The organism is Bacteroides sp. Phil13 (assembly GCF_001940965.1).
Classification (GTDB): domain Bacteria; phylum Bacteroidota; class Bacteroidia; order Bacteroidales; family Bacteroidaceae; genus Bacteroides; species Bacteroides intestinalis.
This window is the reverse complement of sequence record NZ_MSHA01000033.1, coordinates 1-12,161: the sequence shown is the minus strand read 5'-3', so window position 1 is coordinate 12,161 and position 12,161 is coordinate 1. Positions and strand designations below refer to the sequence as shown.

Genomic DNA, 12,161 nt, shown 5'->3' with positions numbered 1-12,161 from the left:
TTATCCGGGCTTTTTCTTTTGACAGTTTAAAAAAAATCGTCATTTTTGAAGCCAATTACAACAAGAAACCTAAAATATGGAAGACTTAAAGAAAAAAGGAGCGGACATGAACGATAAGGAGATTGTATTCTCCAAATCCATTAAAGCAGGTAAACGAATCTACTATCTGGATGTAAAAAAGAACAGAAAAGATGAAATGTTTCTCGCAATCACTGAAAGCAAGAAAGTGGTGACCGGTGAAGGCGAAGATGCGCAGGTAAGTTTTGAGAAACATAAGATTTTCTTATATAGGGAAGATTTTGAAAAGTTCATGAACGGTCTGAATGAAGCTATTAATTTCATTAATCAGAAAGAAATGCTGGAAGTTATAGGCGATATGAATGCAAAAGCAGATGCAAAGAATGTTATAGATGCAGATGCCGATGCAAATATAGAAGCAGCATTGGAAATGAATGAAAAAGGTATGGAATTGGACGGAGAAATCAAGATTGATATAGATTTTGAAGAGCCAACTCTTTGATAATTCAAAAAGAAGCTGTACTTTTGCACCGCTTTTTTGCAACATTGTGTGGTAACCCCACATCGTGCGATGGTGAATTAAGCAACAAAACAACTTAATTTAGAGTAACACAAAAAATTAAAGAAATGAAATCAATTGAAGTAAAAGGTACTGCAAGAACTATTGCAGAACGTTCTTCGGAACAAGCAAGAGCTTTGAAAGCTATTCGTAAAGACAACGGTGTACCCTGCGTACTCTACGGAGCAGGTGAAAACATTCACTTCACTGTACCCGCTGATGGTCTGCGCAACTTAGTTTATACTCCGCACATCTACGTAGTTGACCTCGTAATCGATGGCAAGAAAATAAACGCTATTATGAAGGATATTCAATTCCACCCGGTAAAAGATACTATCCTGCACGTTGACTTCTATCAGATTGACGAATCTAAACCCATCGTTATGGAAGTTCCGGTACAGATGGAAGGTTTGGCAGAAGGTGTTAAGGCCGGTGGTAAGCTGGTATTGCAGATGCGTAAACTGAAAGTGAAAGCTTTATATAACGTTATTCCTGAGAAACTGACTATAAATGTTGCTCACTTGGGTCTGGGTAAGACTGTTAAAGTTGGTGAGTTGAGCTTCGAAGGTCTGGAATTGATGAATGCAAAAGAAGCTGTTGTATGCGCTGTTAAGCTGACTCGTGCTGCAAGAGGTGCCGCTGCTGCTGCAGGCAACTAATCAGTTCTTTCGTAAGAAGACATATTCCGGAACGCGGGTTAACGCAGAAGACGCAGATTACATTAATCCGCGAACGCTGCGATAATCCGCGTTCCTCGTTTACTATTATTCTCATAGCATAGTTATTTATAGCTTATAGTTTTCTAAAAACACTATTCAGAAACATGAAATATTTAATTGTTGGATTAGGAAATATAGGTCCCGAATATCACGAAACCCGCCATAACATAGGTTTTATGGTAGTAGATGCATTGGCAAAAGAAGCAGGTGCCACTTTCAACGACGGACGTTACGGCTTTACCACTACCCTATCCGTCAAAGGACGCCAACTGTTATTACTAAAACCTTCTACATTTATGAACCTCAGCGGAAATGCTGTGCGCTACTGGATGCAGAAAGAAAACATTCCATTGGAAAATGTGTTAATAATAGTAGATGACCTTGCCCTATCTTTCGGGACTTTGCGTCTAAAAGGAAAAGGCAGTGATGCCGGACACAACGGGCTAAAACATATTGCTGCTATTCTGGGTACACAGAATTATGCCCGACTTCGTTTCGGTATCGGTAACGAATTTCCACGAGGCGGCCAGGTGGACTATGTGCTGGGACATTTTACCGAAGAAGATCAGAAAACGATGGATGAACGCCTGAAAACAGCAGGAGAGATCATCAAGAGTTTCTGCCTGGCAGGAATTGATATTACAATGAATCAATTTAATAAAAAGTAGTTGGCAGTTAATAACTAACTTTCTCCAAAAAAATTATGAGTGAAGCAAGAATAGATAAATGGATGTGGGCTGTGCGCATTTTCAAGACACGCACCATTGCTGCCGAGGCGTGTAAGAAAAGCCGCATCAGCATCAATGGAGCATTGGCAAAGGCTGCTCGTACGGTAAAACCAGGCGATATAATACAAGTACGTAAACCACCTGTTACCTACTCTTTCAAAGTACTGCAAGCCATAGAGAAACGCGTCGGAGCAAAGCTCGTTGCAGAGATGATGGAGAATGTAACGACTCCCGACCAGTATGAATTATTGGAAATGAGCCGCGTCAGTGGCTTCGTAGACCGTGCTAAAGGCGCCGGCCGTCCTACAAAGAAAGATCGACGGAGTATGGAGGAATTCACTACTCCCGAATTTATGGATGATTTTGACTTTGATTTTGAAGAAGAGTAAAAGAGAACACATTATATATTATGAGCGAAAAGAAGATAAAATGGGGATTTATTGGTTGCGGGGAAGTAACCAAACATAAAAGTGGTCCCGCCTTTCAAAAGGTAGAAGGTTCAGAAGTGATTGCCGTAATGAGTCGCGATGGAGCTAAAGCCCAAGCTTATGCTCAGGAAAGAGGTATTCCAAAGTGGTATAATGATGCTCAAGAACTGATTGATGACGAGGATGTGAATGCCATCTATATCGCCACTCCACCTTCTTCACACGCCACCTATGCCATCATGGCAATGAAAGCAGGTAAACCTGTTTATATAGAAAAGCCTATGGCGGTAACATACGAGGAATGCTGCCGTATCAACCGTATCTCAAACGAAACTGGGGTTCCTTGCTTTGTAGCTTATTACCGCCGTTATCTTCCCTATTTTTTGAAAGTAAAGGAATTAGTAGATAATGACACAATAGGTAATATTATCAATATACAAATCCGCTTTGCCCAACCTCCCCGGGACCTGGATTATAACAAAGAAAATCTTCCGTGGCGAGTACAACCGGACATTGCCGGAGGTGGCTATTTTTATGATTTAGCTCCCCACCAGATCGACTTATTACAAGATATGTTCGGCTGCATCCTAGAAGCTAATGGATACAAAAGTAATCGTGGCGGACTCTATCCGGCCGAAGATACTTTAAGTGCATGTTTCCAATTCGACAGTGGATTAGTAGGCAGTGGTTCCTGGTGTTTTGTAGCACACGACTCTGCACGCGAAGACCGCATTGAAGTTATCGGAGACAAGGGAATGATTTGTTTCTCTGTATTTACTTACGATCCCATCGCCCTGCATACGGAAAAAGGAAGAGAAGAAATTCCGGTTGAAAACCCGGAGCATGTACAACAGCCACTCATCCAAGCCGTTGTCGATCATCTTTTAGGTAAGTCTATTTGTACCTGCGATGGAGCAAGCGCAACGCTTACAAACTGGGTGATGGACAAGATACTTAATAAACTTTAATTAGTGATTAGGGGTGAGTGATTAGTGATTAACACCATGCGGTTATAGCGTAGCTACTAATCACTAATCACTAATCACTCACCCCTAATCACTATCAAAGCTCCTTCTTCACCGCCTCAATCAACTCATTATATTCAGCATCCGTCAAGTATACCTTTCCCGGATTCATCTGAAATGTAGCACCATAATCAGGGCCATCTACATACTTCGGTGCAAGATGGAAATGCAAGTGTGATAATTTATCGGAATATGCACCGTAATTGATCTTTTCAGGATTAAAAGCTTTCTGCATAGCACGGGTTACACGAGTAACATCTTCCATAAAAGCATTACGGTCTTCATCACTCAATTCGTTCAAATCATTGACGTGGTCTTTATAAGATACAAGACAACGTCCTCTATAGGTTTGTTCTTTGAACAAAAATACGCGGGATACACTCAATTCAGCAAACTCAATCATCAGATTGTGCAGAGTCTCATTATTCTGACAATACAAACATTCTTTCGGATCACTTTTCATGATATTCTTGATTTATTATTTATGTTTACGGAGCAAAGATAAACTTTCTATCCTTATTCCATGTCGACATTCTCATTCTTTTGCCCCACTAATTTATACACATCTGCATTTTCTCCTACTATCCAGACCACGTCATCTTCCATAAATGGTTCATGCGGGTCGGGCGCGTGCAAAGTTTCCTCTCCCCTCTCCACACCTACAATAAGACAATGATACTGCTCACGAATACCGGATTCACGCATCGTCTTACCTAAAAATATGGAGTGGGCATCTACACGGAACTGACGCAAAATCATCTCACTCTTTTCAACTACATCTGTTTCTAAGATCGCTGCTTTCTCCATCTCCGAACTAAACTGGTTCAGCTCTTCATCCGTACCTATAACCTGTATTTTATCTTCCGGGAAAAGGCGCACGGAAGCTCCCGGTATATTAATTCTCTTCCTTCCACGGAGAATAGAGACTACATGTATGCCATATTTCTTTCCGAAATTGAGTTCTGCAAGTGTTTTCCCTGCCCATGCCGACTCACCAGGTACTTCAAAATCCGTCAGGTGCAGATCACGGGATAGCAGACGCCCGGCATACTCCGGCTTTTTCTCGCCCATATATTCAGCACGCATATCACGATAACGAAGATTCTGAAAAAACTTCCGTTCTATCATGATAGACTGCTTCTTCAGTTGACGGGATAATATCATCATTATAACCAGCAAAACCGCTACCCCCAGCAACAGGCCGACAGAAACTTTAAACAAACCGGATATCACAAACATTACAAATGAAACAGCTATCAATATACGGATAACAATAGTTGCCACCAGCGGTGCACGATTTCCCCGGCTATCATTCCATAAAGTAACAAACTCAGCAGAATGATTCTTTTTAATCATAATAGCCCGCAAGAAAGGTGAAATAAACAAAATGATCACCACTGCTGCAAGCAATCTTCCCCAAATGCCGGGTATATGTTCCAGAAACAACGGAACAAGAAAGCGGAAAGCCAAAGCAACTACTGCAATGCTGACTATGGAATAAACAATCGTAATTCTCGTCAAAGCCAGAATAAGTTTCTTCCATAAACTCTCATGATTCATGGTCTGAGAACCGGAAGAATAATGCAACAAAAAGTTTTTCCATTTGACTGGCAAATGCGTATCAACGAAATTAGAAGCCGGTTCGGCAAAACGAATCATATAAGGGGTGAGGAAAGTAGTAATAACCGAAACCGCTACTACAATGGGATATAGAAAATCACTCGTCACATGGAGGGATACACCCAAAGATGCTATAATAAAAGCAAACTCACCAATCTGAGTCAGACTGAAACCACACTGCATAGCCGTTTTCAAAGGTTGCCCTGCCAGCAGAACTCCCAATGTACCGAATAAGGATTGCCCAAAAATTACTGCCAAGGTGATCACTATAATCGGAAGCGCATACTCCACAATCATGGCAGGATCAACCATCATACCTACCGACACAAAGAATACAGCTCCAAAAAGATCCTTCACCGGCTTTACCAGTCGTTCAATACTCTCCGCTTCTACCGTTTCGGCCAAAATAGAACCCATAATAAAAGCACCGAAAGCTGCGGAAAACCCTGTACGGGCAGCCATAACCACCATTCCGAAACAGAGGCCCAGCGAAACGATAAGCAATGTTTCCTCACTCATCAAATTGCGACAACGTTTCAGTAATTCCGGTATCAGATAGATGCCTACCACAAACCAAAGTATCAGAAAAAAGAGAAGTTTTCCAATACTTTCCAGCATTTCCGATCCTTCGAAATTATGCCTCACTGCCATGGTAGACAGCATTACCATCAGCACAATAGCAAGAATATCTTCCAGTATCAGCACACTGAGCACTAACCCCGTGAATTGTTTCTTGCGCATTCCCAGATCATCAAATGCCTTATAAATAATAGTTGTAGAAGACATCGCAATCATACCCCCCAGGAAGATGCTATCCATACGTTGCCAACCAAAGCCTGTACCTACAGTAATCCCCAAAAGGATCATACAAAATATAATGGTACAAGCAGCAATGATAGCTGCGCCGCCCACTTTCACAATTTTCTTGAAGCTAAACTCCAGTCCCAATGCAAATAAAAGAAAGATTACACCAATATCTGCCCAGGTCTGAATATTCGCCGTATCCATTACAGAAGGGGTATATGGCATATGAGGACTCGCCAGGAAACCTGCCACTACATACCCCAAGACCAATGGTTGTTTCAGTTTCTTGAACAATAGCGTCATGACTCCTGCACAAATCAGTATCAACGCTAAATCATTTATCAAAGTAGCTAAATGTGACATATTATTTGTCCTTTCGTGTTTCTGCTGACAAAAGTAGCAATTTTTATAGCATAAATAATTGTTATGCCACAAACTTTTTTTCTTCCGATATTGTTGAATTAACAATCAATCATTCAAAACATATTATTATGGAAGAAAAGAAAGAAGTACGTGAAGAAAGAAATAAAGAGAAGTTGGCTAATGCAGATTGGGTTATGGCAGAATTTTATGCAACCTGGTGTCCGCATTGCAAACGAATGCAACCCATTGTAGAGGAATTTAAGAAATCAGTGAAAGGAATCCTTGAAGTGGTGCAAATTGATATCGACCAGGAAAGTGCGCTTGCTGATTTGTATACTATCGAAACAGTTCCTACATTTATATTAATAAGGAAAGGTGAACAACTTTGGAGACAATCAGGAGAAATGCCTCTCGAAAGGTTAGAGAAAACAGTGAAAGATCTTAAATCCTAAAAATGATAGCGAGGGATATGTTCAAAAATCTCATATCCCTCCTTTTAGTAATACTTATTTCGGCCTGCTATCAGGCATTAAAGCTATTTCAATTTTATAAGCACCTGCCGATTCAGGCAGCAACACCTTTCCTATGAAAGTTTTAAATCCAGTCCTCCTGACAACGCAAGTATGCTCACCCGGAAATGTATGTAATGCATAAGATTCCGGTCCTAAATACACAAAAGGTTCTCCATCTATTTCTACAACAGCATCCCTTAAAGCAATTCCACAGGGTGGTTTAATAGTACAGAGGGCCGTTTTCCCTATGACATTACAGGGTTCAAGCACTACTTTTGCCGGAGCATCCTTTCCTAAAACCACTTTCACCGTCTTTGTTTTCAATCCGCGAAGAATATATGTACCGGGAGATGCCCAGAAAGAACCGGACACACCTGCGGTATATGCGACTAATGACATCGTTTCATCAATCAGTTCTACCTGCCCACCGGCATCCTCCTTATTTTCTTTCTCAAATATGATTTGCTGAAGTTTGGACGCATCACAAACAAGCAGATTCTCTTTATCCTTCTCTACAGTAAACACACCTCTGACCTGATAATGAGAATCAACTGAACGATATTCGTAAGTGCCCACCGGTAGCATACCTGAAGCACGCATCCTCAACCTGTAACGGTTATCCCAGGAACCACCCGCATTCAATGGAATAAAATCCAGAAGAGGAATCCACATCTTCATATCCGGCGCCTTGCCTGTCACCCTGACCGGTGCACATTCAGAGTGAACAGCGTAATCAAAATAAACCGTTTTAGGTTCTCCCTTTACATCAAATTTCTGAAAAGAAGTTTCTTTGTACATAGAATCTATTGTACAAGTATAGTCACCATCAGGCAAATATACTTTAGAACCAGGTGCATAGGAACCTATTTTCAATCCATTTTGATTAAGCTGTATATTATACTTTATCCTTCTGGGGGCATTCTTCATTCCCAAAGTTATCCGAGTGAACGAAGGTAATATAACATTTACCTCTACATTCTCTCTCACCTCAAAAGTATCAGCTATTGCGTACACAGAATCTCCACCAAAACACCAGTAAGAAGCTCCTTTGGGAACATAAATCCTGGTTTTCCAAATACCGATTTTATTCTTGACAAGCGGTGAAGTATAAGTCAGCAAATGGCTAAGTTGCCCTGCAGAAGCAACAACCTGAGGTGAAACCCGGAAATTGACCTTTACATTTTTCGGAATATCAGGACAGGTTATTGATGCCGTAACGAGTTTAAACCCTTTAAAACTGATTTTTGTAGAAACATCCGTTTCATCCAAATTTATCAGGCCCCTACAATGGTAATGCCCATGAGAGATTATAAAGCTCCCAGTTCCATTTACAGGTAAAGCAACTTCCGCTACTCCTTTTTTATCAGTAATAATATCAGTAGCTATATTAATCCCTTCACGTCTTCTTTCAACGTATCTAATATGAATTGATGCACTCACCAGCGGATTTCCATCAATTCCCGTCAAATGAAAACTTTGGCATACTAGTTTTTCGTCGTTATCTCCAACCATAATGCGAATCTTAAAAAAGTGCTATTTTCGTGTTTTATAAAAAATACCCGGCCAAAGTTAAGGATATTTTCATTATTACAATTCGCCAACTCCCAAAAAATTAATCTAATTGAAATTCTTCTTTATTCAGAGCAAGCTTTAAGCAACTACCATCTAAGTTAAACGGCTTTTTCTCGCTATAGAAAGAATATATTCTCACCACATTGAGAAGAAATACTCATCTCTTTGAGTAAAGACTCTCACCGTATTGAGAAAATATTCTCAATATGGTGAGAATAGCTGAGAAAAAGCAGAGCTATTACCGCCTAATATAGTAGCAAGGATCTTACTCCCAATCATACTTCTCCACATACGTGTCATACACAGGTTCTTCCTTGATTCCATGATTAAGGAAAATCTGACGAATGTGCTCCTGCTGGGCAGGAGTAACAAGACGTTCATGGTTTTTGATGCGATAATACATATTTCTGCCAAGGAAATTATAAATCTCACGTTTAATGACAAGAGCTTCGGCATGCGGAATCTTATCCAGCAGATGAGTGATACCTGAGGCATAGCGTTTCATACGATCAGGTATAAAAAAGGAACAGGGTTCAACTTCCTGAGAAGCTGTGAGAGCAGGATTCACAACACAAACAACGGTGAGCTGCAAAGGAATGTAGGAGGTTACCAGGTAACGCAGACATTTGGCGGCGCGTGGACATTTTGTGTTAAAGCAATGAGCGAAGGCGTAAGGCACCTCGCTGTAGTCAAAATCGGGTTTCATATTCTATTATAATAAAAACATTATTCAAAGAAAGCTCTATGCATCTAAAACGCACATCAAAAAGCACTGACAAAGATAGAACTTGTTTTTCAAACTCTACAGTTGATTACTCAAATAATCCGTCAAGCTATCTTCACGCTCCAAACCAAACTTCTTACGCAGGCGGTAGCGAATGGTTTCGACACCACGAACGGAGATATTCAGCAAAGGAGCAATTTCCTTAGTGGAGAGATTCATCTTCAAATAGGCACACATCATGCGTTCATTATTAGAGAGATCGGGATGACGGACATGAAGCCGCTTCATGAAATTATTATGAATCAAATCGAATTGATCTTCGATACGCTTCAAAACTTCATCGCTCTGGATATTGGAATCTATCTTGCTATTGATGACTAAAAGGAGTTGCTTGCCTTCGCGAGCCCCCTCTCCTCTCAACGAAGAAGCCACTTTGATGATCTCCGATTTAATCTCGGTCAGCATCTCATTTTTGCGAACAAAGTTTATCATCAGGTTGGCCATCTCCTGGCTTTTGTGCTGAAGGTCATATTCCAACTTTTCTTTTTCCAGCTGTACGATCTGCTTTTCACGGCGAGCTTTATCAGCTTCAAACTCCTTTTCCATTTCATGCAGTTCCTTATCTTTTTCTACAACTGCCTGCTCTTTTTTACGCTTCACACGAATATCATCCCAACGGTAAATATACCACAAACCTAAGAATGCAAGAATAATATAACAGACATAAGCAGCTACACTACGATACCACGGCGGAAGGATACGAAAAGAGAGTTCATCCGACGAGGTAGTGCCATCCGGATAAATAACCTTCACCTCAAAAGTATAGTCACCTTCAGAAAGATTGCTATACTCTTTAATACGCACAGTAGTATAGTCGGACCAGACTCCCTTATTTAAGCGATACTGAAAACGAATATCATCACCATCCAAATCAAAAAAGGCAAGTCCATATTCAAAACGAACGGAATTTGATGTGTAGTCAACCAGGAGGGAAGGCTTTTTTCCTAAAAAATTAGCTGTATACACCAGTGAATCCTTAGGATAAGTAAGATACATATTCCTTATATATACAGAATGAGTCAGATCTTGCCTATGCCTCACTTCGGGAACCGTAAACAAAGCAAAACCTTCTTCATTGGGAATTACCATGAGCGAATCGGACAAAGGAATGATTGCCTCATAATCCTGTCCCAGTTCAAGAAAAGACTGGCGGATAGGGTTGATACTGGTATTGGCTCCTCTTTTATAAGTTCCCAGATTAGCTATACAGATCTCATGGGGACTCAGACTGATAAGACGTTCGTGATATTCCAGCAATCGGGTATAAGGGACAGCACCATTTAACAAATTATTCAGGTCACTACATGGTTCCATCATATCCTTGTGGACATTATATTTATAGATGCCGTGAGGAGTAGTAAAATAAACACGCCCTTCTATTTTAGCAACGTAAATCTGGCGTTCCACCGGAAACCCTTCTTCCACACCATAAGATTTCACGCTGATTTGGCGGGTTAGGTCTTCACTTAATTCAACACGGGTAATGCTACCGGAATTATATATCCACAATACTTTTGCTGATTCTTGTTCAAACAGACGGCACGAGTCCTGAAAGCCATCTATCTTGCAAAGTACACGCCACTCTCCCGATTGCTTCTCCAAAAGATAAAGGCCGTTATAGACACCGACATACATACGATCAGGATATCCCATTACTTCCTGGCAATACCAGGCGCCCGTGATATCTGTGATTCGGTACATGTTCGTACCTTTTATTTGAAAAATGCCCCGGTCGTGCAGGCAAAAGAGATCATCTCCAATCTTACAAAGATTCCAGACCTGACCACTGGATTGGGGGATGGGATGGATATCCGGCAAATTACCGTTCAACCGCACCGGATAAGAGGTATAATAAAGACCACGATTAGTTCCCAGATACAAATAGCCGTCTTCCATAGCAGCCGTATAACCTGTACCATAAGAATAAGGATACGAATATAGATTGGTGAAAGAGGAACTTAAAGAAACATAGTCCACACCGCTATCCAGCCCTGCCCACAAGTTACCCCGGCTATCAAAGGCTACAGAAAGCACTGTATTATTACGTAATCCGTTATTCTCATTGAAGTATTTTACGTCCATCGTGGAGCAATCTATCAATAACAGACCTTTATGAATAGTTCCCAGAGCAATTTTATCATCCTGAGCAGCCACACAGAAAACTTCATTTTCACACATAAAATCTTCGGCACCAGTGACAAAAGGTACTGTGGTACGCCCGTTGCAATAAAACAAGCCATTGTAAGCAGTAACCACAATAACACCACCACCTTTATGAGGAATAATTCCACGGATACGATTGGAAGCCAGAATATCAGCCCCCTGTAAAGGGAAGAAAGTATTTCCAACCAATACCCACACGCCATGATCAGTACCTATATAAAGAATGCCATTTACCATATTGGAACAATCTATTTTAGCATTCATTTCAATAGCGGTGTATTTACCATTCAGATATTTCACTACACGATCATCACCTTGTATATAAAGAATATTATCAGCTTCGTGGATTCCCCAGACATTACCAACAAAACGGCAATCTCTTTCCAGCGTATCGGACATACAATGATAGACCAACTCTCCATCTTCCGACGGTTCATAATACCCGAACTCATTAATACCACCTGCATAGATACGCTTTTGGGTAGTCGATGCCAGTACAGAACGTACATCAGAAAAGTTATTCATCGGAAATACCGTCCAGACGTTTCCATCAAACTGCACCATACCGTTCTTATTTGCAAAGTACACCCAATGATCATCATAAGGAGCTATTTTCCAAGTCTGAGCACCTTTACCATAAAGGCTTTTATCGAAATTAACAATGAAGCTATTCCAACCGGCAACTGCCTTACCCAAAGGGAGTAAAAGAAGAAAAAATAGAGTTACATATAGGAAATAAGAGGATATCCGCATCATAATATTAGGTTTTACAAAGCAAAGCTATCACTTTTTTTACAAAAAACAAATAAAAAAAAGAGATACATTCTTTGTAGAATGTATCTCTTTTCTTTTGAGCCTCTTGTCGG

The 12,161-nt window shown here is 40.6% G+C and carries 11 protein-coding genes; 6 read left to right on the top strand and 5 right to left on the bottom strand.

All coding sequences use genetic code 11. The features are described 5' to 3' along the window. Positions 1-76: 76 nt before the first annotated feature. The 5 genes from BWI44_RS05545 (at position 77) to BWI44_RS05525 (ending at position 3,420) form a co-directional block, all read left to right on the top strand. Positions 77-520 (top strand): PUR family DNA/RNA-binding protein, encoded by a 444-nt coding sequence (locus BWI44_RS05545; RefSeq protein ID WP_007665681.1) that lies wholly within the window; start codon positions 77-79, stop codon positions 518-520. A gap of 125 nt (positions 521-645) precedes the next feature. Next, entirely contained in the window at positions 646-1,236 is a 591-nt protein-coding gene (locus tag BWI44_RS05540; protein WP_007665683.1) for a 50S ribosomal protein L25/general stress protein Ctc, read from the top strand. 164 nt (positions 1,237-1,400) lie between these two features. Beyond that, complete coding sequence (pth, locus tag BWI44_RS05535) at positions 1,401-1,964, top strand: aminoacyl-tRNA hydrolase (protein ID WP_115502951.1); 564 nt, start codon at positions 1,401-1,403, stop codon at positions 1,962-1,964. A 35-nt stretch (positions 1,965-1,999) separates the two neighbouring features. Further along, positions 2,000-2,413 (top strand): RNA-binding S4 domain-containing protein, encoded by a 414-nt coding sequence (locus BWI44_RS05530; RefSeq protein ID WP_118216081.1) that lies wholly within the window; start codon positions 2,000-2,002, stop codon positions 2,411-2,413. A 20-nt stretch (positions 2,414-2,433) separates the two neighbouring features. Further along, on the top strand, positions 2,434-3,420 hold the full coding sequence (locus BWI44_RS05525; RefSeq protein ID WP_195209998.1) for a Gfo/Idh/MocA family protein: 987 nt from the start codon (positions 2,434-2,436) through the stop codon (positions 3,418-3,420). A gap of 94 nt (positions 3,421-3,514) precedes the next feature. On the opposite strand, the gene BWI44_RS05520 is transcribed toward BWI44_RS05525, so the two are convergent. Both BWI44_RS05520 and BWI44_RS05515 read right to left on the bottom strand, forming a co-directional pair. After that, positions 3,515-3,940 (bottom strand): HIT family protein, encoded by a 426-nt coding sequence (locus BWI44_RS05520; RefSeq protein ID WP_007665689.1) that lies wholly within the window; start codon positions 3,938-3,940, stop codon positions 3,515-3,517. A 53-nt stretch (positions 3,941-3,993) separates the two neighbouring features. Next, complete coding sequence (locus BWI44_RS05515; RefSeq protein ID WP_195209997.1) at positions 3,994-6,264, bottom strand: monovalent cation:proton antiporter family protein; 2,271 nt, start codon at positions 6,262-6,264, stop codon at positions 3,994-3,996. A 128-nt stretch (positions 6,265-6,392) separates the two neighbouring features. Here BWI44_RS05515 and BWI44_RS05510 point away from each other — a divergent pair, with 128 nt between their 5' ends. Then, on the top strand, positions 6,393-6,716 hold the full coding sequence (locus BWI44_RS05510; RefSeq protein WP_044534122.1) for a thioredoxin family protein: 324 nt from the start codon (positions 6,393-6,395) through the stop codon (positions 6,714-6,716). Positions 6,717-6,770: 54 nt separating this feature from the next. Here the strand turns inward: BWI44_RS05510 and BWI44_RS05505 are convergent, their stop codons facing one another. The 3 genes from BWI44_RS05505 to BWI44_RS05495 all read right to left on the bottom strand — a co-directional run bounded on the left by BWI44_RS05505 (position 6,771) and on the right by BWI44_RS05495 (position 12,051). Then, positions 6,771-8,288, bottom strand: a complete 1,518-nt coding sequence (locus BWI44_RS05505; protein WP_195209996.1) for a hypothetical protein — start codon at positions 8,286-8,288, stop codon at positions 6,771-6,773. A gap of 325 nt (positions 8,289-8,613) precedes the next feature. Continuing rightward, positions 8,614-9,054 carry a DUF6078 family protein gene (locus BWI44_RS05500; RefSeq protein ID WP_195209995.1) on the bottom strand — a complete coding sequence of 147 codons (441 nt, stop codon included), beginning with the start codon at positions 9,052-9,054 and terminating at the stop codon, positions 8,614-8,616. Between the two features lie 96 nt (positions 9,055-9,150). Continuing rightward, positions 9,151-12,051 carry a triple tyrosine motif-containing protein gene (locus BWI44_RS05495; RefSeq protein ID WP_182424502.1) on the bottom strand — a complete coding sequence of 967 codons (2,901 nt, stop codon included), beginning with the start codon at positions 12,049-12,051 and terminating at the stop codon, positions 9,151-9,153. Positions 12,052-12,161 lie beyond the last annotated feature (110 nt).

Coding starts and splice junctions, on each gene's coding strand:
- BWI44_RS05500 (WP_195209995.1), bottom strand. CDS start 9,054: ATGAAACCCGATTTTGACTACAGCGAGGTGCCTTACGCCTTCGCTCAT.
- BWI44_RS05505 (WP_195209996.1), bottom strand. CDS start 8,288: ATGGTTGGAGATAACGACGAAAAACTAGTATGCCAAAGTTTTCATTTG.
- BWI44_RS05495 (WP_182424502.1), bottom strand. CDS start 12,051: ATGATGCGGATATCCTCTTATTTCCTATATGTAACTCTATTTTTTCTT.
- BWI44_RS05540 (WP_007665683.1), top strand. CDS start 646: ATGAAATCAATTGAAGTAAAAGGTACTGCAAGAACTATTGCAGAACGT.
- BWI44_RS05530 (WP_118216081.1), top strand. CDS start 2,000: ATGAGTGAAGCAAGAATAGATAAATGGATGTGGGCTGTGCGCATTTTC.
- BWI44_RS05545 (WP_007665681.1), top strand. CDS start 77: ATGGAAGACTTAAAGAAAAAAGGAGCGGACATGAACGATAAGGAGATT.
- BWI44_RS05525 (WP_195209998.1), top strand. CDS start 2,434: ATGAGCGAAAAGAAGATAAAATGGGGATTTATTGGTTGCGGGGAAGTA.
- pth (WP_115502951.1), top strand. CDS start 1,401: ATGAAATATTTAATTGTTGGATTAGGAAATATAGGTCCCGAATATCAC.
- BWI44_RS05515 (WP_195209997.1), bottom strand. CDS start 6,264: ATGTCACATTTAGCTACTTTGATAAATGATTTAGCGTTGATACTGATT.
- BWI44_RS05510 (WP_044534122.1), top strand. CDS start 6,393: ATGGAAGAAAAGAAAGAAGTACGTGAAGAAAGAAATAAAGAGAAGTTG.
- BWI44_RS05520 (WP_007665689.1), bottom strand. CDS start 3,940: ATGAAAAGTGATCCGAAAGAATGTTTGTATTGTCAGAATAATGAGACT.